18 protein-coding genes are annotated in these 21494 nt (G+C 38.0%); 10 read left to right on the top strand and 8 right to left on the bottom strand.

Annotated elements, in window-relative coordinates; translation table 11 throughout:
- Positions 1-77 precede the first annotated feature (77 nt).
- The gene (locus tag BM107_RS13915; protein WP_090984317.1) at positions 78-3272 is read right to left on the bottom strand and encodes a S41 family peptidase; all 3195 of its coding nucleotides are present in this window, start codon (positions 3270-3272) and stop codon (positions 78-80) included.
- Between the two features lie 126 nt (positions 3273-3398).
- On the opposite strand from BM107_RS13915, the gene BM107_RS13920 reads away from it, so the two are divergent.
- The 5 genes from BM107_RS13920 to BM107_RS13940 all read left to right on the top strand — a co-directional run bounded on the left by BM107_RS13920 (position 3399) and on the right by BM107_RS13940 (position 8800).
- On the top strand, positions 3399-4679 hold the full coding sequence (locus BM107_RS13920; RefSeq protein ID WP_090984319.1) for a glycosyltransferase family 4 protein: 1281 nt from the start codon (positions 3399-3401) through the stop codon (positions 4677-4679).
- A gap of 120 nt (positions 4680-4799) precedes the next feature.
- Positions 4800-5891, top strand: coding sequence for a PDDEXK nuclease domain-containing protein (locus tag BM107_RS13925; RefSeq protein WP_090984321.1), 1092 nt, complete (start codon positions 4800-4802; stop codon positions 5889-5891).
- 3 nt (positions 5892-5894) lie between these two features.
- Positions 5895-6641, top strand: a complete 747-nt coding sequence (locus BM107_RS13930; RefSeq protein ID WP_090984323.1) for a glycosyltransferase family 2 protein — start codon at positions 5895-5897, stop codon at positions 6639-6641.
- Positions 6642-6745: 104 nt separating this feature from the next.
- Positions 6746-8173, top strand: coding sequence for an ATP-binding protein (locus BM107_RS13935; protein WP_090984324.1), 1428 nt, complete (start codon positions 6746-6748; stop codon positions 8171-8173).
- A 66-nt stretch (positions 8174-8239) separates the two neighbouring features.
- Complete coding sequence (locus BM107_RS13940) at positions 8240-8800, top strand: type 1 glutamine amidotransferase domain-containing protein (protein ID WP_090984325.1); 561 nt, start codon at positions 8240-8242, stop codon at positions 8798-8800.
- Between the two features lie 173 nt (positions 8801-8973).
- Here BM107_RS13940 and BM107_RS13945 read toward each other — a convergent pair whose 3' ends face one another.
- The 5 genes from BM107_RS13945 to typA all read right to left on the bottom strand — a co-directional run bounded on the left by BM107_RS13945 (position 8974) and on the right by typA (position 15344).
- Positions 8974-10017 (bottom strand): hypothetical protein, encoded by a 1044-nt coding sequence (locus BM107_RS13945; RefSeq protein WP_090984327.1) that lies wholly within the window; start codon positions 10015-10017, stop codon positions 8974-8976.
- 117 nt (positions 10018-10134) lie between these two features.
- Entirely contained in the window at positions 10135-11325 is a 1191-nt protein-coding gene (locus BM107_RS13950; protein ID WP_090984329.1) for a serine hydrolase domain-containing protein, read from the bottom strand.
- Positions 11326-11399: 74 nt separating this feature from the next.
- Positions 11400-12275 (bottom strand): lysophospholipid acyltransferase family protein, encoded by an 876-nt coding sequence (locus BM107_RS13955; RefSeq protein WP_090984331.1) that lies wholly within the window; start codon positions 12273-12275, stop codon positions 11400-11402.
- Positions 12276-12363: 88 nt separating this feature from the next.
- Entirely contained in the window at positions 12364-13290 is a 927-nt protein-coding gene (locus BM107_RS13960; protein WP_090984333.1) for a lysophospholipid acyltransferase family protein, read from the bottom strand.
- Between the two features lie 248 nt (positions 13291-13538).
- Positions 13539-15344: a translational GTPase TypA gene (gene typA / locus BM107_RS13965; protein ID WP_090984335.1), complete on the bottom strand. Its 1806-nt coding sequence runs from the start codon at positions 15342-15344 to the stop codon at positions 13539-13541.
- Positions 15345-15623: 279 nt separating this feature from the next.
- Between typA and BM107_RS13970 the strand changes: the two genes are divergently transcribed.
- Entirely contained in the window at positions 15624-15971 is a 348-nt protein-coding gene (locus BM107_RS13970; protein ID WP_090984338.1) for a hypothetical protein, read from the top strand.
- An 84-nt stretch (positions 15972-16055) separates the two neighbouring features.
- Here BM107_RS13970 and BM107_RS13975 read toward each other — a convergent pair whose 3' ends face one another.
- Complete coding sequence (locus BM107_RS13975; RefSeq protein WP_090984340.1) at positions 16056-16508, bottom strand: VOC family protein; 453 nt, start codon at positions 16506-16508, stop codon at positions 16056-16058.
- A 156-nt stretch (positions 16509-16664) separates the two neighbouring features.
- Here BM107_RS13975 and BM107_RS13980 point away from each other — a divergent pair, with 156 nt between their 5' ends.
- On the top strand, positions 16665-17324 hold the full coding sequence (locus BM107_RS13980; protein ID WP_244278813.1) for a TIGR02117 family protein: 660 nt from the start codon (positions 16665-16667) through the stop codon (positions 17322-17324).
- A 161-nt stretch (positions 17325-17485) separates the two neighbouring features.
- Here BM107_RS13980 and BM107_RS13985 read toward each other — a convergent pair whose 3' ends face one another.
- Positions 17486-18298 (bottom strand): alpha/beta hydrolase, encoded by an 813-nt coding sequence (locus tag BM107_RS13985; RefSeq protein WP_090984344.1) that lies wholly within the window; start codon positions 18296-18298, stop codon positions 17486-17488.
- 181 nt (positions 18299-18479) lie between these two features.
- Here BM107_RS13985 and BM107_RS13990 point away from each other — a divergent pair, with 181 nt between their 5' ends.
- From BM107_RS13990 to BM107_RS14000, 3 genes are all read left to right on the top strand, one after another.
- The gene (locus tag BM107_RS13990; protein WP_090984346.1) at positions 18480-19187 is read left to right on the top strand and encodes an esterase family protein; all 708 of its coding nucleotides are present in this window, start codon (positions 18480-18482) and stop codon (positions 19185-19187) included.
- Positions 19188-19279: 92 nt separating this feature from the next.
- Positions 19280-20359 carry an ATP-grasp domain-containing protein gene (locus BM107_RS13995; protein WP_244278814.1) on the top strand — a complete coding sequence of 360 codons (1080 nt, stop codon included), beginning with the start codon at positions 19280-19282 and terminating at the stop codon, positions 20357-20359.
- 28 nt (positions 20360-20387) lie between these two features.
- Entirely contained in the window at positions 20388-21488 is a 1101-nt protein-coding gene (locus BM107_RS14000; RefSeq protein WP_090984348.1) for a carboxylate-amine ligase, read from the top strand.
- Positions 21489-21494: the final 6 nt, after the last annotated feature.

The raw sequence follows: 21494 nt of genomic DNA on the forward strand, positions 1-21494 counted from the left end.
AGTAACTCCGCTTATATATTTTATTGTCGGTTGCCATATAACAGCCCGACAATAAAACAATCTTTTTAAGATTAACCCTATTTCAGGTCTTTCAAAATTTCGGCTACTGCTTTTTCCAGTTGCGGATCCCTGTCTGCCAGGCGGTCTTCAAAAGTATTTTTCACAAAAATATCTGGTTTAACCCCCTCCTTTTCAATGTTTTTACCATCCATGGTATAACAGCCCCAAGATGGTAAACGGTAAGAAGAACCATCAACCAAACCCTTAGCCGACGTAAAAATAATCCATCTGTAGGTTTCTGTGCCGATAATCTTTCCCAGTTTTAATTGTTTAAAACCTTCAGCCGTCATTTCAGCATCACTTAAGGATTGTTCGTTTATCAGTAATACGATAGGTTTCGCAGCCGGGCCAAAGTTACTTTGTGGGGCCATTTTACCTCCACGGTATTTCCACTTCAGGTAAGGACGCTGCGAAAGAAATTTTAGTACCTCATCGTGTACATTCCCACCGGTATTGTAACGAAGATCAAGGATAATAGCTTCCTTGTTTTCTTCCTGGGCCACCATGTCCAAGAGAAAATTTTCAAGTTCACCACTTCCCATATTTTTCATGTAAGAATAAGCAATCCGGTTGTTGCTCCACTTATCTACATTTTTATGGTTCTGGCTAATCCATTCATCATAAAGGTTCCCGCGTAGTGTACCCGAACTTTCAGGGTGTACATTTACATAAACATCCTTGCCGTTGCGTTTAAAGGTTAATGTCATCTCCCGATCTAATGATGGCTTGCTGAAATAATAATCGCGGTCTATTTTTTCATCTACTTTAACCCCATTTACTTCTGTTAAAATATCACCAGCTAAAATGTTATTTCCAGTACGGGCAGCATTGCTTTTTGCGGCAATACGTTCTACCTTCAATGGGTTTTCATTATCGAAGATGATTCCGGTTTCGTTGGTGATATAATTCAGGTTTTTGCGTTCCTCTGCTCCTGCGCTATTAAATCCCATATGCGAAGAATTCAATTCGCCCAGCATATCATTCAATAAAATTCTTAAATCACTGCGGTTATTCACATAAGGCAGATAAGCGGCATAACGCGTCCGCATTTTATCCCAGTCTACACCATGAAATTTTTCGTCGTAAAAATTTTCGTCTAAACCTACCCAGGTTTCGTAAAACATCTGGTTAAACTCGGCATTTAGGTTCCTGGTAAATTTATAGCCGTGATCCACCCGATCAAGCTTGTTTCCTTCCAGGGTATATTTGTTGATTGCACCTCTGGATAAAACAAAAAATTTGTCGCCTGCAGAAGTAATCGAATAATCGCCGCCATCAGCAACTTTTTCAGTTTTATTGGCTTCAAAGGGTTCGATAGTGGTGCGATACAAGCCCGGCGTACCGCCTTCGTGGTTAGAAGAATAAAAAACATACGTTTTATCGCCCTTTGCGTAAACATCTGTTCCGTACTGGCCACCAAATGAAGGACCAACCAATTCTATTCTATCCAAAAGATCTTCAGTATTAATGGTAATTATACTGGCAGGCTTAGGTGTAGGCTTAACTTCAGTTTTCTTTTTAGCCGTATCAGTATTTGATTTTTTATCATTTTTATTTTCAGTTGCAGGCTTAACATCTGTCGGTGCGGGCTTGCTCTCTTTAAACAGGTCATCAAATTTATCAGAACGATAAGGCTCATCATAATTATTTAAAGCCATGCGGTAAATATGTGCATTTTGCATTCCTGTTGGATAGGAAGGCTTGGTGCGGGCACTGGTAAAGAAAATATATTTGCCATCTGGCGACCAGGCCGGGCTGGTTTCGGTAACGCCTGTGTTGGTTAAGTTGATGGTTTTATTGTTTTTGATGTGATGTACCATAATATCCTGTTCAAAATTGCGGTAAACGGTAAACAGCACATATTCGTCATTTGGCGAAAAACTTGGTGTTGCGCTCTGTATGGCCCAAAACTCATCGGTTACCAAAGTTTTAGCCTCGAAAGTTTTAAGGTCCATCAGTTTAAGTTCGTTCCTTCCACTTAAATACACCGCCATGGTTTTAGTTTTGTTCAACGTAATATCGCGTACATTTGCTTTGTCTTTTGTAAGCTGTTTTACAGTACCTTTTCCATCGCCTGTAATGGTAAACCAGTTCTGGTAACCATTAGTGGTTTGACTGAAGAGAATTGTTTTATTATCCGCCAGCCACTTACATTCCAGGGCGCGTTCGCCACTGTTGGTAATTTTGCGGATAAACTTTCCATCAGCATCGCTTACAAACACCTCGCCACGTGAAATGAAAGCCATCTTTTTCCCGTCGTTTGAAACATCAAAGGCTGAAATATTGCCACGTACATCGTACTCCTGCTCTTTACTCAATACCTGATTGCGCGAAGTGCTTATATTCACTTTTTCGGCTTTCTTAGTGGCAACATCGTAAGTATACAACTGATAATCTTTCTCGAACACCACCGTAGTTCCATTAGCCGAAACAAACGGACGCTTAATGGAAGTATCGAAGTTTGTTAAACCGGTTTTTTTGCCATTGATAAAGGTATAGAGGTTATATTCATCGTTGCTTTCATCCGATACAAAAAAGATATTGCCTTTTTGATCAATACTCGTCCAGAAATCTTTCCCTATATAATCGGTATAACGTTTATAACTTTTTGTTTTTGGGTTGTATGACTGAATATCGGGATTATAGGCTCCTTTATAATGTTTACGGTTGGCGAAGCGCATACTTTCCCAGGTATCGTTAAAATACAACTCTCCTGTTGGTGATTCAGCAATATGGTGTGTGGTATTAAAATAGTTATTGAATAAACGAACCGCTGTTCCGCCGTTTACATTTACTTTATAACTTGAAAAAGAATTGTAACGGCCCGAAGTAAAATAAATGGTTTTAGAATCCCAGCTCCAGTTATCTACTTCATCACTGGCATCATTAAATGTTAACTGTTTAATATCGCCACCTGCTAAAGGCATTACATAAATATCATAATTACCAAACTGATTAGATGAAAAAGCCAGCCATTTTCCGTCGGGAGATATTTTAGGGTTGATTTCTTCGCCCTGCATGGCTGTAATGCGCGATGCTACGCCACCTTTTACCGGAACTTTCCAAATATCACCATCGTAACTAAATACTATTATTTGTGCATCTGGCGTTAAAGCAGGATATGCGGCGAAATAAGTTTGATTTTGGGCAGATGAATGTACCGGCCATAAAAAAGCCAGTGCCACAAGTGATTTCACGAAGGATTTGATCATAATTAAGTTAGTTTGGCTCCGGAAAGGCAGTTCTTTTTGATAAAAACAGCTTAACCTTAAGAACGATAAAATTTATGGATGAAATTACGCAACAGATTTTATATTCGTAAACAATAAAATGTATTTTTGATTGATTTGAAAGTAGTACACCTAAATACCTATGATGGAAATGGCGGAGCAGGCAGGGCCTGTTTGCGTTTAAGTGATGCTTTAAAAGCCAATGGAATCGATTCGAAAGTATTGGTTTATTATAAATTTGGCCAAAATCCCAAAATAGACACTTTCAGCAAATCACCATTACAGAAAGCCAAAGCCGTTTATAACATTTTATCAGAAAGATATTTTGCCAAGTGGTTAAGCAAATCGGTAAAAACACCATTCAGTTTGCAATGGTTTGGCCGTTCGGTGATCAACCATCCTGACGTTAAAAATGCAGACATTATCCATTTACATTGGATAAATCATGGTTTTCTCAATCCTAAGTTTCTGGCGCAGCTGGATGAACTGGAAAAACCGATTGTGTGGACTTTTCATGATAGCAATGCATTTACCGGTGGCTGCCATGTACGCTATGGTTGTGAACATTTTCACCAGCAATGTGGCCATTGCCCCATTCTGAAAATTAGCGGTAAAGACGATATTTCGCACAAAACCTGGGTGCGTAAACAAAAAGCGTACACCAGATTAAATTTCCATATTGTGGCACCAAGCCGATGGATGGCTGCCTCGGTAAAATTCAGTAGTTTATTGGGTACCAGGAAAACTACCGTTATTCCGAATACGATCGAAACAAAAATTTTTAAACCTTATGTTAAATCGGAAGCGAAAAAAGTCCTGAAAATCAATCCCGATAAATTTGTATTGATGAGCGGATTTATGCCCTCAAAAAACGACAAACATAAAGGAACCCCTTATTTAGTTGAAGCTTTGGAAATCCTTTCGCGCAGAAGCGGGATACATAAAGAAAATATTGAACTGGTTATTTTCGGAAACAAAGAAAATGCAGAAATGCCCGAATTTCCTTTCAAAACCACTTTCCTGGGCACCATTAACAAAGATGATCATTTAGCGAAGTGCTATTCTGCTGCCGATGCTTTTATCACGCCTTCGTTAGAAGATAACCTGCCCAATACAGTGATGGAAAGTTTATCTTGTGCTACACCAGTGATTGCTTTTACCACCGGCGGAATTCCGGATATGGTTAAACACCTGCAAAACGGCTACCTGGCCAAATATCAAAATGCAGAGGATTTAGCAAATGGCATTGAATGGTTGTATCACCGTCCGAATAAAGAAGAAATTCAGAAAGCTGCGAGATTGAGTATTCTAACCGATTTTTCGGAGGAAGTTATTGCTGCAGAACACATTCATCTTTACGAAACACTGATTGATTTACTGCCTAAATAAACCCATATTTAACAAAATTTCATAACGCTACTAGTTATTCGGTTTGCAAAATCTTATTCTCCATTCTACAAATAAAAAACTGGTTAATCTTTATTAAATTTATACCGACTGAACTGGTAAATGGAAAGCATCGAAAACTATTCTTCAAGTATTAAAGCATTAAAATCTGCTATTTTATCGAGCCGGTATAAAGCAGCTACTTTTGTAAACAAAGAGCTTTTGCTGCTTTATTTTACAGTAGGTAAATTCATTTCGGAAAAGGTAGAAAAAGAGAAATGGGGCGCCAAAGTGATAGATAATCTTTCTAATGATTTACAGTTAGAGTTACCAGGTTTAAGAGGATTTTCAGGCACAAATATTAAACGGATGAGGTTCTTTTTCGAATCGTGGAGAGAACAAATCTTAATTAGTCCGTCACTGACGGACCAATTACAAAAAACTGATATTGAACACATTGAATTTAGACCGTCAGTAACGGACCAATTGGAAAAGACATTTTTCAACATCAGTTTTACCCACCACATTGAAATTCTACAGAATTCACAATCGGTTGAAGAAAAGATATATTATATCCAAAAGGCAGCTATCGAATTTTGGAGTGTTGGTACCTTAAAGCACCAACTTAAAAACAAATCATTCAGTAACTCCGGCAGTTTACCAAATAATTTTTCGAAAACAATTTCCAATGAAGAATTAAGAGACCAAGCGTTGAAGTCTTTTAAAGATGAATACCTTTTGGATTTTATTAACCTAGAGGATCCTGATGAAGAAGATGAAAGAGTTGTAGAAAGTGGAATAGTACAGAATATTAAGAAGTTCTTAATGTCGTTAGGAACTGATTTTGCTTTTATCAGCAACCAGTACAGATTGATTGTTGAAGATGAGGAATATTTTATAGATCTTTTGTTTTTTAACCGCCGCTTACAATGTTTGGTTGTTTTCGAACTTAAAACCGGAAAATTCAAACCTGAGTATTTGGGCAAAATGAATTTCTATCTATCTGCTCTTGATGAATATGTTAAACAGCCACATGAACAGCCATCAATAGGCATCATACTTTGCAAAGAAAAGAAGAATAAAATTGTAGAATTTTCATTCCGCGATTTTAACAAAGCAATGGGTGTTTCTACCTACAAAACCAGTGCAACATTACCTAAAGCATTTAAAGGTTTAATTCCGGATGCCGAAACCTTTAAAAAATTAATGGATTAACCCATGCCCAAATTAACCGTTATCACTATTGTGTACAATAACGTTCGCGACATTGAGCGTACTATGAAATCTGTTTTAAATCAGACTTATCAAAACATTGAATATATTATCATTGACGGAGCCTCTTCTGATGGAACACTGCAGGTAGTTCAGCAGTATAAGGACCGGATCTCGAAAATCATATCAGAACCCGACAAGGGCATTTATGATGCCATGAATAAAGGTTTGGCCTTGGCAACAGGTGATTATGTGTTATTTATGAACTCGGGAGATGAGATTTATGACAACCACACAGTAGAAGATGTTTTTGCAACTGCTCCCGGTGCCGATATATATTACGGAGAAACTGAAATGTATAACGATAAGTGGGAAAATTTAGGCCGAAGGAGGCACGAAGCACCAGATGAGTTCGACTGGAAGAGTTTTAAATATGGCATGAATATCAGTCATCAGGCCATTTATATCCGCCGCAGCATCATTACGCCTTATGATTTAACTTACCAATACAGCGCTGATATCGACTGGATTATCAAAGCGGCTAAAAAGGCATCTAATATTGTAAATGTACACCGTTATGTAGCCAAATACCTGGTTGGTGGCATGAGCAAGAAAAAACACCGGGAAAGTTTAAAAGAACGGTTTAAAATTTTTACTAAATATTATGGCTTGATCCCCAACATTTTTAATCATATGATTATTGCCGGCAATTTAGCATGGTACTTTATTAAGCATAGAAGAACAAATGATTAAATAAGAAAAATTATTTTGGCATAATTTATTATATTTGAATTTAAAACAACATAAGATCAAAATATTGATCTTATTTTATAATTTATATAAAAATAAAAGTTTTTATGTTAAAAAATATTGCTATTTCACAAGTTTTAGATAGACTTAGGTTTGAAAACCCATGGTGGACATCAGGTAGTATAGATAACTATTTTAGCGAAATGCCTAGAAGAGCTTATTACAAATCTTTTTGTAAACTTGCATCAGAAACGAGTATAAATAGAGCAATTGTTTTAATGGGGCCTCGAAGGGTTGGTAAAACTGTACTTTTATATCATTTTGTTCAACACATAATTGAATCCGGGTTTAATCCAAAACGTATACTTTTTATAACTGTCGAAAATCCGATTTATATCAAAATTTCGCTTGAAGAACTTGTAAAGAATGGCAATATTGCAACAGGGTCTACAAATAATCCTAACGATAGGTGGTATATTATATTTGATGAAATTCAATACCTCAAAGATTGGGACATCCATTTAAAATCCCTCGTAGAGAGTTATAGAAATATAAAATTTATTGTTTCAGGCTCGGCAGCGGCAGCATTGCAATACAAAAGTAAAGAAAGTGGAGCAGGGCGTTTTACGGACTTTATGCTCCCACCTATTACTTTTTATGAATTTATTGAGATGCAAGGCCTAAATCATGTTGTACAACCAACTCAATTGCCGTGGGGAGAAAATCAAGTAAATTTCTACACAGCGGCAGACATAAAATATCTTAATAAGTTGTTTTTAGATTATATTAATCATGGCGGTTATCCAGAAGCTATATTTTCAGAAACAATCAGAAATAATCCGCAACGATTTATTCGAAGCGACGTCGTTGATAAAGTTTTGCTAAGAGATTTACCTAGTTTATATGGCATTAGTGATGTGCAACAACTTAATTCTTTATTCACTACTATAGCGTACAATACTGCAAATGAATTTTCGCTGGATACGCTTAGTAAACAATCAGCTATTCCTAAAAATACGATAAAAAAATACCTTGAATATTTAGAAGCAGCCTTTCTTATTAAAACAATTAGAAGAGTTGATCACGCTGGAAAAAGGTTTTTAAGAGATAATTTTTTCAAAATATATCTAACAAATCCATCACTTAGAGCTGCTCTTTTTTCACCAATTGAAGCAACAGATGAAGATATGGGACAGATGACAGAAACAGCAATTTATGCACAATGGCTGCATCGGTTAAACTTTACGCCCTGGTATGCCCGATGGAATAATGGGGAAGTAGATATGGTTGGGATAAGTGCTAAAAATCTTCAGGCACTTTGGAGCTTAGAAATTAAATGGACAGATAGATATGTAACTAAGCCACAAGAACTAAAAAGTTTGATAAAATTTTGCAAAGAAAATAACCTCTCAAAGGCTTTGATCACAACAATATCCTTACAGGAAGTTATTGTATATGACAATATAGAGTTAAACTTTATTCCGGCCTCATCTTATGCCTATACCATTGGAGCGAATACCATGATGGAATCTTAAATTTCTAAAAACAATACTTTTCCCTAACTGTCTTTAAATATATCACCTATTAAAAATTTAAAGATTATGGGACAATTAAGTAACCGCACCATTGCTGTACTTTCAGAGAGCGGATTTGAAGAAGTAGAATTAACCGAACCAGTTAAAAGGTTAAAAGAAGAGGGCGCAACCGTTCACATCATCTCCTCAAAAAGCGGAAAAATAAAAGCCTGGGATCAGGACCATTGGTCGATAGAAGTTGACGTTGACAAAACCATTTCAGAAGCAAACGCTGATGACTACAACGGGCTACTTTTACCAGGTGGTGTAATTAATCCGGATCAGTTAAGGGTTAATGAAGATGCACTGGTTTTTGTAAAAGCTTTCTTCTCCGATGGGAAACCAGTTGCTGCCATTTGCCACGGTCCACAAACGTTGATCAACGCAGATGTAGTGCAAGGCAGAAAATTAACTTCGGTAAAAAATATTTCAAAGGATTTAATTAATGCCGGAGCGATCTGGTCTGATGAAGAAGTGGTAGTAGACCAGGGTTTGGTTACCAGCCGTACCCCTGAAGATTTACCTGCGTTTAACGATAAAATTGTAGAGGAATTTGCCGAAGGAGTTCATGAAGGCCAACATGCCTAAAATTTTGGACGCTCTTTCTAGATTCACTCAAAAACGGTTGGCAATTTGTCAGCCGTTTTTCTTTTAAGCTGTTTTTAGGCCAACAGCTGTTACTATCTGATGGAGCATTACTTTCTAAATGGAATTACCTTACAGAACGGTTTGCGATGTCGGATGGTTACATCCAACATCACTTATAACTTTACCTGCCTGATGATATTTTTGATATTCAGTTCAATAATATCAGTCATGGTTTTACACCGCAGGTAATTGGTATCCTTAAAATAATCGCTCATTCCCTGTTTAAGTAAAGCAATATTTTCGGGTGTAGTGAGCTCTTCTTTATTTGATACATCCCGAAGATCGGTTAAACGGTGTCGTTCGCTTCTTACACGATGTACAATTGATGAGCGCTCCTCCTGCTGATACTGCAACACCGTTTTCTCTGTCAGTTGCTCCATACTCATTTTTACGTAAGGCAGGTTTTCTTTAAAAAACTGCGGTAAGTAAACTTTTAAATTCCCTTCGTAAAACTGTTGATCAAAATCTATCGCCCGGATACGGAACTGGATATCATCAAAATCAGGTGTAATCTGCACCACAAAATTATAGGCCCGCATATCTCCCAAAAGCATAATCAAACAGCGTTCATTAAATTTTACAAATTCTTTAGCTATACGTGTAGGGTTAAACTCTGGTGTATACAATTGTCCTTTTGTAAAAACATCACCTGGAATGCCGGCAATATGTTCTTCTATCAAAGTATTGCCATCTACAAGGTAATTTACCTGATTCGGTGAAAGTATTTCTTCCATTTCAAGTCCGTAAATCCTGGAGGCGTCAGCTTTTTTTACGTAGAAGTAATCATACACATCATTCAAACGGTTTACAATACGGATACGGAAAGGGTGAGTATTGCCAAAGGTGCAATATTCTATTCTATCAATGTACTTATGCTCAACAATGCGCAGGTTTCCCGAAGCTTTAAGATTTGCATAAATTTCCTTTAAGCCATCATGCAATTTTCCAATTAAATCCTGAGCATATATAGGTCCCTCCCATAACGAATCCTTACCAAACTTATCCATTAGCGGAAAAGCCTCATTAAATTGCATCAGGTCATTATAACCGATGGGCAATTTCGCTTCACGCTGGTAGGTACGCAAATATTTCTGCAAAGCAGGACTAACCGGAAAAATCGGTTTCTTTTTTGAAATTTTTACGTCGTTGTTTTCCATTTAATGACAAGGTACTATTTTAAAAATTTAACCGCAAAGGACGCAAAGTTTTACGCAAAGGATGCGGAGCAAAACCTCATAGCGTGCTTGGCGCCTATTTCATTGCGTGCTTTGCGGTTAATCTTTAGGATAACTAAACGGCAATCCAGCCAGATATCTGCTGATTTTCCGGTAAGGGTAATTTCCTGCGCCGTGATCAGCAAACTGCACAATGATGGTATTCGTTTTCGGATCAACATATAACCTTTGGCCAAGCATCCCTTCAGCCGCATAATCGCCCTTATCCCCTTCTTGCGGGATCCACCAGAGATAATGGTGTGCCGATTTCTGCCATCCTTTAGCTGATGCAGGCTTTTCTGTTCCAATATAGGTGGATTGATTTACCCAGCTTTCCGGAACCACCTGCTTTCCATTATACTTACCTTTGTTTAAATATAAACGGCCGATTTTTGCAAAATCAATGGCCGTAACCTGAAAACGGCTTGCCGTATTGGTGAGGCCATTAACCTGATCTAAACCCCAAGTTGCATGATACGCGGTACCTATCTTTTGCCACACATGAGTTTCAAAATATTTTGCTACCGATTTTCCGGAGGCCTTTTTTAAAACCCAGCCTAACAAAATCGGGTCGATACTTTTATACATCCAAACCGTACCTGGTTGGTTAACCAGTTTAACCCTCATCAGTTGCGCTTTCATATCGTCGGTATAATAATACTTGGCCTCATCAGAAAAAAATGCTTTTACTATACCACCCAAAGCATCCCGAAACTCAAGGCCCGATTTCATATCCAAAAGATTTTTTAAAGTGATCTGTTCAAAAGCGGGGTTGGATTTTAATTCGGGAATATAATGTGTTACTTTATCATCCAGGCTTTTAATGCTGCGCTCGGCCAATGCCTGACCTATAGTAATAGAAATCATACTTTTAGCGCCTGAGAATATACTGGTTAACGTACTATCGCTGTAACCTTTAGCATATCTCTCGTACAAAATACTATCATTCCTGATCACAATAAAAGCATTGACCTGTCCATTTTTTAAATAGTTTTTTAATGGAATAGAGCGGTTATCGCCATCTCTAACATGAAGCGTATCCAGATCGTTCCGCTGTTTTGCCGATCTTATAAAATGAAAAACCGAATCGCTTCTATGCGAAACTTCCTGCGGAAAAACTTTATAGGTTTCAGCATTTGGCGTTCTGTATTTTAATACCTTCAACAAATAAGGTTTCCAAAGGAATAAGGCCAGCAACGATAAAAAAAAAGTATAAATCAGGATCAGCAATATTTTTTTGACTGTCTTCATGGATAGGCGTTCTAGGGCAAATATAAAGATTTATAAAATTATACCTGCTTTGGCAAATCTCCCTGAAAAAGAACTTAATATTGAGGTTTATACTTCCACCGCCTATGGCTCCATAACCAGTATTCGGGTTGTGCGTTGATTATTTTTTCCAGAAAACGGGTATGCAGTTCAGTAATTTCGAACGGAGCGGTTTCGGCAGGATTTAAACAAAGCGGCACACAATCAACCTCATAAAAACCACGTTTCAGCACATTCACTTTAAAATAAAATATGGGCTGATTGGTACGCATGGCAATTTTTTCAATTCCCAACTGTATAGAACTGGGCTGATGCATAAAATTAGTCCAATAATGAGATTCATCTTTGGCAGGTGCCTGGTCATTACCAAAACTAAACATGCTCGGTTTGCCTTTGCTGGCTTGCAATGCCCGCATGGTCTGCCGCATGGCAATTAATTTATTACCAAATTTACTTCGTACTTTCTTAAACCAATGATCAAATACCGGATTGCTAAGAGGTTTATAAATAGGGTAATGATCTGCACGAAAATTGAGTCCGATACCTAATGTACCCCACTCCCAATTGCCATAATGTGCCGAACAGATTAATACACTCTGGCCGCGGTCTAAATATTCCTGGACCTGTTTTTTATTTTTAAATACAAAGCGTTTTTCGATCTCCTGTTTAGAGATACTTTGCATTTTAACAATTTCAAACACCAGTGAGGCCAGATAACGGTAAAATCGTTTTTCGATAATTAAAATCTCTTGTAATGTTCTATCCGGAAGTGCATTCAGCAAATTTTCCCTCACCACTTCCCTGCGGTAGCGAAATACAAAATACAGTAACAGATATGCTCCATCAGCGAAAATGTACAATACAGATAATGGAAGCAAGGCTAATGTGCTTAAAAGAAATATTCCCAAACGGGAAATCCACGTCTTAATCATCAGGGTAGTTGAAACGCTAATTTATAAAGCCCCAGGAAAAATTTTGCCACGAAAATGTTAGATTTCATTTTTACAACAATGGACATAGCTAAGCCATTGCATCCATGATATCATAATCTTTTATATGGGTTGATGAAACCTTTGGTTCAGGCTTATATTTCCATCTCCGATGACTCCACAACCAATAAGCGGGTGCTTCTTTAATGATATCTTCCAGAAAGAGCGTATGCATATCGGTAATTTCAAACTCGCCTGTTTCAGATGGATTTATACAGATAGGCACACAATCAACTTCATAATAACCTCTCTTCAAATAATTGATTTTTAGATAAAAAACGGGGCGGTTGGTTTTCCTGGCGATTTTTTCTACCCCCAACTGTATAGAAGATTGCTGATTTAAAAAGGTTGTCCAATAATTTGATTCATCTTTTGAAGGTGCCTGATCGCTGCCAAAAGTGAATATAGTTGACTTATGCTTATTGGCTTGGATCGCCCTCAAGGTTTGTCGCATGGATACCATGTTATTGCCAAATTTGCTTCTCATCTTCAGGAACCAGTTATCAAAAGCTTCACTGCTTAAAGGTTTATAAATCGGAAAATGTTCACCAGAAAAGTTCAGGCCAATAGCCATGCATACCCATTCATAATTGCCATAATGCGATGAGCAGAAAAGTACACTTTCATTATTTTTCAGATAGGCTTCTACCAGATCGGCATTCTTAAATTTTACCCTTTTGTTCAACTCCTTTTTAGAAATGCTTTTCATTTTAATCACTTCTATAAAAAGTGAAGCTAAAAATTTATAAAACCGTTTCTCTATTGCATAAATTTCAGTGCCGTTTTTTTCCGGAAAAGCATTCATCAGGTTTTCTTTAACCACTTTTCTGCGGTAACCAAAAATATAACACAGCAATACATAAAAAGCGTCTGCCAATCCATATAATAAAAATAGCGGCAATAGAGAGAGTACATTTAATAAAAATATACCCGCCTTGGATAATCCTTTATGAATCACGATATAATTAGTTTGTTTGAACCGCAAAATTAAAATTGCCGGTAAATCCGATTGCCACCAGATTGTTAACTTTACATTCCCATAAGTTTTATGAAAAAAGCCTGACAGAAAATGGCAATTGTGATTAAATCGAAAACAAGATCATCCTTCAGCTTACTACTAAATTATTAAGCCGTTTGACATAAAAAAAGCCCCGATTTACATCGAGGCTTTTGATCTATATTTTATTCCCGCTTAGGAATGTAGGATTAAGCGAATTGCTTTCCTTTAACTTTACGTTCCTGCTCAGTTAAGAAAATTTTACGTAAACGCATGCTTACCGGAGTAACTTCGATGTACTCGTCAGCCTGGATGTATTCCATAGCCTCTTCCAGCGAAAATTTAATTGCCGGTGCGATACGGGTGTTATCATCTGTACCAGATGCACGCATGTTGGTTAAAGCTTTACCTTTCACGATATTGATTACTAAATCATTATCACGGATATGCTCTCCCAAAATTTGTCCTTCGTAAATATCAACTCCCGGATCAACAAAGAAACGACCTCTATCCTGTAATTTATCGATAGAATAAGCAGTAGTGGTACCTTTATCCATCGAAATTAATACACCATTCAAACGGCCAGGAATCGTCCCTTTCCAAGGTTCGTAAGCTTTGAAACGGTGTGCCATAATCGCCTCACCAGCTGTTGCAGTTAAAACGTTGTTACGTAAACCGATGATACCGCGAGACGGAATTTCGAATTCTAAGTGTTGTAAGTCGCCTTTTGGTTCCATAATCAATAACTCTCCTTTACGTTGGGTTACCAATTCAATTACTTTACCAGAAACTTCAGCAGGTACATCTACAATCAGGGTTTCGATTGGCTCATGTTTTTTACCATCGATTTCTTTAACAATAACCTGTGGCTGCCCAACCTGCAATTCGTAACCTTCACGACGCATCGTTTCAATTAATACCGATAAGTGAAGGATACCACGGCCATATACCAACCACGAATCTGCACCTTGAGTTTCAACAACTTTTAATGCCAGGTTCTTCTCCATTTCTTTGATCAAACGGTCTTTAATCCTTTGAGAAGTTACCAGTTTACCTTCTTTACCGAAGAATGGTGAGTTATTAATGGTAAATAACATGTTCATTGTCGGCTCATCGATACTGATTACCGGTAATTGTTCTGGTGCTTCAAAATCAGCAATAGTATCACCAATTTCAAAACCGTCAATACCTACAACCGCACAGATATCGCCAGAGCTTACTTCTGTCGCTTTTACCTTACCTAAACCTTCGAATGTATAAAGTTCTTTAACCCTTGATTTAACGATTTTGCCATCGCGTTTAATTAAAGTAACCGGTTGGTTTTCTTTAATGGTACCGCGGTGAACACGGCCAATTGCAATACGACCTACGAAAGACGAATAATCCAACGAGGTGATCTGCATTTGTAATGTACCTTCGTTTATTGGTGCAGCAGGAATATTTTCTACCACAGCATCCAATAAGGCAAAAATATCAGTTGTTGGTTTCTGCCAGTCAGTACTCATCCACCCTTGTTTAGATGAACCATAAATAACCGGGAAATCCAATTGCTCTTCAGTAGCTTCAAGGTTAAAAAACAATTCGAAAATCTGCTCGTAAACCTCTTCAGGGCGGCAGTTTTCTTTATCTACTTTGTTTACCACCACAATTGGCTTTAAACCTAATGCCAAAGCTTTTTGTGTTACGAAACGGGTTTGAGGCATTGCACCTTCAAAAGCATCGCAAAGTAAAAGTACACCATCTGCCATTTTCAAAACACGCTCTACTTCACCGCCAAAATCCGCGTGACCAGGTGTATCGATAATGTTAATTTTTACATCTTTATATTTAACAGAAACGTTTTTAGACACGATTGTGATACCACGCTCACGCTCTAAATCGTTGTTATCCAATATCAACTCTCCTGTTTGTTCGTTGTCACGAAAAATAGAACAAGAGTGTAAAATCTTATCAACCAACGTGGTTTTACCGTGGTCAACGTGTGCTATAATAGCTATGTTTCTAATCTTTTGCATAAAATGCGCCTCAAATTTGGCGCAAAGATAGTGTTTAGAAATGGATTTTCCACTATAACGCCTACTATTTAATGCATTGATAACGCTGCAATAGTCTCATTTTTAATTAGAAAAGCAATTCCGGCAGCTTTTCGGTTTAATCGATCCTGTTGTACAATTAGCCTTCATCAAAAATTCCGGGCAACCGTTTCCATAAGGTTTAAAAAACAAAGCCTTTTTAAAAAAATCGTTCAAATTCAAATGAATAAAACAAATGATTAATTTGAAGGTATTATGTAAATGGAAAAATCAATACAGGAATTATTTGATCAATATGAAGAAAAGTCGCTTGAAGTAGAAGCAGCAAAAAGGGCTATGGATGCGGCTGAAGTACCGGATTTATCAAAGGAAGAATACATTACCGGTCCACAGGCCGACGAACACCTTATTGCCTGTATAGAAAGGGAACGCAAAGAAAAGGAATTGGAAACCCTTAGCCAGGAGTGGTCTGAAATTCAGGATGAATTGGCAGAAAAACTTTGTAAAATCAACACCAAAGTTCTGGTAAAAGATAGACGGGATGAATGCACAGTATTGATTCATTGCGAAGGCGGCGGCATTATAATTCAAGACAAAGAAATTAATTAATAACCTAAACTATTAATAATCCGTAACAATTAGACCTGTTAATTTGAACAATTAATGGGTTAAGATAAGAGCCATCATTCCGATTTATAAGTTTAGCTTTAACCAATCCGGATGAGTTATTACACCCAGTTCTGGTCTGGCTTCTCCATCCAAAATGGCAATAAACTCCAGTGCATGTCCATCAGGATCATTAAAATAAATGGCCACAGCAGGCATCCAGGCAAAAACCATGGGATCATGATTGGCACTCTTAAGAAAATTATAAGGCTGAAGGTTTTTAGATTCCAAAAACTGAACTGATTTATTCAATACATCATCCACCTCACAGCGAAATGCAAAGTGCCTTACATCAATTTCTTTTTTGGGCTTTTCCCAAATCCCCAGCATGGCTTCCTGCGGCTTGCCAATCCAGAAAAAAGCAATTCTGCGGTCGGCTTCATAATGGCATTGCGTTAAACCTAAAACATTGCTGTAAAAATCAATCGATCTTTCCAGATCTTCAACATAGATATGCGTTTCAAACAATCCTTTTATCATGCTGTCAAGATAGCGATAACCCTTACGAGCAAAAAATCATGTTTTTCGATATTAACATCAATAAAATCGATTAACATAGTTATTCTTTAAATTCGTTATTTAAATGCAGTTGATGTTAATGGAGACAATAAAGCTGGGATGAACAAAAGGATTTTAATGTATACAGGCAGATCTTTAATCGTTTTTAGTGCACTAGTTGCGATTTACTTCATCACGGCATTCTGCTGCTCGCGTATTACAGTAAATGCCAATCCGGTAAATGCGAAGGAAGTAGACATATACATGATGACAAATGGTGTGCATACCGATATTATTGTTCCGGCTGTTAGCTCAGAAATTAACTGGACAAAAGAAATCCCTTACCATAACACTTTAGAGGCCGACAGTAGTTATCATTATCTGGCCATGGGCTGGGGCGATAAAAAGTTTTACCTGGAAACTCCGGAATTTTCAGACCTAAAACTAAGTAACGCTCTACGGGCAATTTCTGGCTTAAGCACCTCGGCCATGCACACTACCTATTATAAAAATATAAGGGAAGATGAGAACTGTATAAAAATCATGATCAGCAAAACACAATACCAGCAGCTGGTCCGCTATATTTTAAATAGCTTTAAAAAAGATGATTTAGGGCATTTAATTGCTGTTCAATCAAACGTTCATTATGATATTGGCGATGCTTTTTATGAAGCCAAAGGAAGTTATAGTATTTTTAAAACCTGTAATACCTGGGCTAATGCTGCTTTAAAAAGCTGTGGACAACGAAGCTGTTTGTGGACAATATTTTATACAGGTATTTTTTTGAAGTACAAATAACTTCAAAAAATGGTCGTCATGCTGAATTTATTTTACACGTCGAAATAGTGTTTTCAATTGTCTTGTAGCTACTACGTGGTCAGCGTCTTTCTACTTATTAGACCCTGAAATAAATTCAGGGTGACGAAATTCAAGAGAAATTATAGAACTTGAGTAATATACTAAACCTCAAATGCCCAGTTTAAAAAAGCAGGCATCACACTTTCCCAGGTAGGTATATTATGTTTGCCGCCAACTTTCTCGTAGTAAAAAATATGATCAGGCCTTTTGTAACCCTTATTTAATAGGATTTTAACCACATCAATGGTATCGTCTATAGAATCGATAATTAAGTTTTTATTCCGATCAGCAACTTCGTCTTCCGTCCCGGTCATCAACCAGAATTTCATATCCGGCTTGCTGGAAGTGTTTTCCAACTGCTGATGCATAATGCGGTCAGCATCCGTATAGCCATCATTTAAATCCTTTTTTCTCCACCAAAATGCACCTGAAAAAACACCGGCAACATCAAACGAAGCAGGATTATTCCAGGCAATATCAAAAGCAGAGAGGCCTCCCAGAGAAAATCCGGCGAAACCCACCTTACCGGTAACCGGCATCGCAATTTTCTTTTTAACAAAAGGCAAAAGTTCTTTGACTACAAAATCGGCATAGAGGTTTGCTTTTGCGCCTCGCCCTTTAAAATCGGGCACACCAGCAACCCCGTATTCCATTAAACGATCGTCTGATGCCTTAATGGCCACCACAATTAGCCTATGGTTTCTTTTAGCATGATGCGCATCTTCCAAAATCTGACTAAAATTCATCTTGGCCACATCCTGTCCGTCGTTTAACAGAAGAAGTTCTATTTTTTCATTACCCAAAATACCTTCAGGCGTATAAATATCTATCTCTACCTCACGTTTTAAATAATTTGAAGATATTTTAAAGTTGGTGGTATTAACTTTTACCGATAAAATGGTGGTGTACTTCATAATCAAGATCCCTATCACATGGCTATCGCCTCAGCATTAGGCTGCAAAGGTACAAATCTCTATAAACTATTAATTATCATAGGATATTTTTTAAAATCATCGCCTCATTTCATTCATTTTTAATATTGACACTATTCTTATTGTAGATTTTAATTTATACCTTAAACATTCAATCTGTATTATGGTTAAAGAAGAACATAAGAAATGGTACAGCCCGAATTTAAGTGGCGAAATCGACATGCTCATCTTTGGTCACGGTGGCATCCCTATCCTACTGTTCCCAACAAGTATGGGTCGATATTTTGAAAACAAGGATTTCAAATTGATCGATTCTGTAGCGGGATTTATCAATGAAGGAAAAATTAAAATTTATTGTCCGGATAGCATCGACAAACTGAGCTGGTACAACAAAAGTATTCATCCTGCCGACAGGGTTAAAAACCACATTTGGTATGATAAATATTTATTGGAAGAAGTAGCCCCGCTGGCCAGGCACGAAACCGGCCATAGTAAAATAATTACCGCTGGCTGCAGCTTTGGTGGTTATCACGCTGCAAATTTCGCTTTCAGGCATCCTTGGCTGGTTAGCCATATGTTTAGCATGAGTGGCGCTTTCGATATAACGGGCCAGCTAGACGGTTTTTACAATGATGATGTTTATTTTAATAACCCGATTGATTTCATATTGAACAACAGTAATCCTGAGCTACATTACATGAAAATTGTTTTAGGTACAACCGACCGCGATATGTGCAGGGCAGATAATGAGCGTTTATCCAATATCCTAAATAAAAAGGGCATCAACCACTGGCTGGATATCAGACAAAACGCAGATCACGACTGGCCAATCTGGAGAGAAATGTTTCCGGATTATATTGCACAGCTATAGATTAGTCCTTAGTCTTGAGTCTGTAGTCGATTTAGTTACAAGCATCAAACAATTAGCCGATTAACCAGTTACACAATAAACAATATTTACCAATGAAGAAAATAGGGATTTTATTTGGACAGGAACGCTCTTTTCCTGAAGCCGTAATCGAAAGAATTAATCAAAAAGCAGAGGAGGGCATTACTGCCGAAGCGGTTAAAATCGATAAGATATTTCAGAATGCACCACTGGGTTATTCAGTAATCATAGATCGCATTTCGCAGGATGTACCATTCTACCGCGCTTCATTAAAAAATGCTGCCATTACAGGAACTGCCGTAATCAACAATCCATTTTGGTGGAGTGCGGACGAGAAGTTTTTTAATAATGCCCTGGCCGAACAAATTGGTGTTCCAGTACCTAAAACGGCCTTGATCCCTTCCAGAGAACATCCAACGGGAACAACGTCCGAATCATTTTCTAACCTGGAAATGCCCTTAAACTGGGATGCGATTTTTGAGTATGTGGGTTTTCCGGCTTATATGAAACCTTACGATGGCGGTGGCTGGAGAGATGTTTATAAACTTCATGATAAAGAAGATTTTTTTGACAAACACAGTGGCACGCAGCAATTAGTGATGCTTTTGCAGGAAGAGATCATTTTCGAAGAATATTTCAGGTGTTATTGTATAGGTGGCAAACATGTTCGCATTATGCAGTACGACCCACGTAACCCACATCATTTACGGTATGCAACCGAGGGTAAATCGCCAGATCCGAAATTGCTTAAAACAGTTGAAGAATATACTTTAAAACTATGTCGCTATTTAGGATATGATTTCAATACGGTTGAGTTCGCGGTGCGTAATGGAGTACCTATTGCTATCGACTTCTGTAACCCGGCTCCAGATGCCGACATTAAAAGTGTTGGTCAGGAAAATTTTGATTGGGTAGTAGAAACCACAGCAAACTATGCGATAGAACGGGCCAAAGCACAAAAAGACGGACAAGATAATTTAACATGGGGCGAATATATTAAATCGTCAGTTGGAGGCAAACCTCTAATCGCTAAAGCTGAATCAAAGATCACTAAAACAACCGCGGCAAAAAAAACTACGCCTACCGAAAAGGCTAAAGCGACAACAACAGAAAAAACAACTGCAAAAACTAAAAAAGCTGCAGTAAAAAAATAAAGGGGATTTAATTTATAATTAGCAAAGGATGAACGAGTTTACGCTGGGCATAGAAGAAGAATACATGGTAATTGATCCCGTTACCAGAGAACTTACTTCTCACGAACAAAAAATTGTTGAAGCCGCACAAAAAATACACAAAGACCAGGTTAAGGCAGAAATGCACCAGGCTGTGGTAGAGGTGGGAACAGGTATTTGCCGTACCACTACCGAAGCGCGCAAGGAAATTGCTCAATTGCGTTATACCGTTTCTCAACTGGCCGGAGAGCAGGGCCTGCGGATTGGAGCCGCGGGAACACACCCTTTTTCTCACTGGGAAAAGCAGCTGATTACCGAACATCCACGTTACAACGAAATTGTGAACGAACTACAGGAGGCTGCACGTTCTAATCTTATTTTTGGTCTGCACGTACACGTAGGTTTCCAATCGCGCGAACTGGCTATCCACATTGCCAACCAGGTGAGATATTTCTTACCACACGTTTTTGCTTTGTCAACCAATTCTCCGTTTTGGGAATCGCGCAATACTGGTTATAAATCTTTCCGCACTAAAATTTTCGACAAATTTCCGCGTACCGGAATTCCTGATATTTTTAACAGCATTGAAGATTATGACAATTATGTAAAACTGCTCATCAAAACCAATTGCATGGATAACGCCAAAAAAATATGGTGGGATATCCGCGTGCACCCTTTCTTTGATACCGTTGAATTCCGCATTTGCGATTGCCCGATGTTAGTAGATGAAACGATGGCCCTTACAGCCTTATTTCAATCCTTATGTGCCAAACTGTACAAACTGCGTTTACAGAACATGGAGTTTATCAGTTATTCAAGAGCGTTGATTAACGAAAACAAATGGCGGGCAGCCCGCTACGGAATTGATGGAAACCTGATTGATTTCGGAAAAGAAATGGAAGTAAACTGCCGTAACCTCGTTTTGGAATTATTGGATTTTGTGGATGATGTAGTGGATGATTTGGGCTGCCGCGATGATATTAATTACGTACATAAAATATTGGAACACGGTACTGGTGCAGACCGGCAGTTGGCCGTTTACCAGCAAACCGGTAGCTTTGAGGCGGTGGTAGATTACATTACTAATCAAACACTTATAGGCGCAAAGTAATTTTAG

Source organism: Pedobacter suwonensis (assembly GCF_900111825.1).
Classification (GTDB): Bacteria; Bacteroidota; Bacteroidia; order Sphingobacteriales; family Sphingobacteriaceae; genus Pedobacter; species Pedobacter suwonensis.

What these genes read in the sequence shown, in the direction of transcription:
- BM107_RS13925 (WP_090984321.1), top strand. Translation starts at nt 4,800, where the DNA reads ATGGAAAGCATCGAAAACTATTCTTCAAGTATTAAAGCATTAAAATCT.
- BM107_RS13975 (WP_090984340.1), bottom strand. Translation starts at nt 16,508, where the DNA reads ATGATAAAAGGATTGTTTGAAACGCATATCTATGTTGAAGATCTGGAA.
- BM107_RS13970 (WP_090984338.1), top strand. Translation starts at nt 15,624, where the DNA reads ATGGAAAAATCAATACAGGAATTATTTGATCAATATGAAGAAAAGTCG.
- BM107_RS14000 (WP_090984348.1), top strand. Translation starts at nt 20,388, where the DNA reads ATGAACGAGTTTACGCTGGGCATAGAAGAAGAATACATGGTAATTGAT.
- BM107_RS13950 (WP_090984329.1), bottom strand. Translation starts at nt 11,325, where the DNA reads ATGAAGACAGTCAAAAAAATATTGCTGATCCTGATTTATACTTTTTTT.
- BM107_RS13940 (WP_090984325.1), top strand. Translation starts at nt 8,240, where the DNA reads ATGGGACAATTAAGTAACCGCACCATTGCTGTACTTTCAGAGAGCGGA.
- typA (WP_090984335.1), bottom strand. Translation starts at nt 15,344, where the DNA reads ATGCAAAAGATTAGAAACATAGCTATTATAGCACACGTTGACCACGGT.
- BM107_RS13930 (WP_090984323.1), top strand. Translation starts at nt 5,895, where the DNA reads ATGCCCAAATTAACCGTTATCACTATTGTGTACAATAACGTTCGCGAC.
- BM107_RS13935 (WP_090984324.1), top strand. Translation starts at nt 6,746, where the DNA reads ATGTTAAAAAATATTGCTATTTCACAAGTTTTAGATAGACTTAGGTTT.
- BM107_RS13985 (WP_090984344.1), bottom strand. Translation starts at nt 18,298, where the DNA reads ATGAAGTACACCACCATTTTATCGGTAAAAGTTAATACCACCAACTTT.
- BM107_RS13955 (WP_090984331.1), bottom strand. Translation starts at nt 12,275, where the DNA reads ATGATTAAGACGTGGATTTCCCGTTTGGGAATATTTCTTTTAAGCACA.
- BM107_RS13980 (WP_244278813.1), top strand. Translation starts at nt 16,665, where the DNA reads ATGTATACAGGCAGATCTTTAATCGTTTTTAGTGCACTAGTTGCGATT.
- BM107_RS13990 (WP_090984346.1), top strand. Translation starts at nt 18,480, where the DNA reads ATGGTTAAAGAAGAACATAAGAAATGGTACAGCCCGAATTTAAGTGGC.
- BM107_RS13995 (WP_244278814.1), top strand. Translation starts at nt 19,280, where the DNA reads ATGAAGAAAATAGGGATTTTATTTGGACAGGAACGCTCTTTTCCTGAA.
- BM107_RS13945 (WP_090984327.1), bottom strand. Translation starts at nt 10,017, where the DNA reads ATGGAAAACAACGACGTAAAAATTTCAAAAAAGAAACCGATTTTTCCG.
- BM107_RS13915 (WP_090984317.1), bottom strand. Translation starts at nt 3,272, where the DNA reads ATGATCAAATCCTTCGTGAAATCACTTGTGGCACTGGCTTTTTTATGG.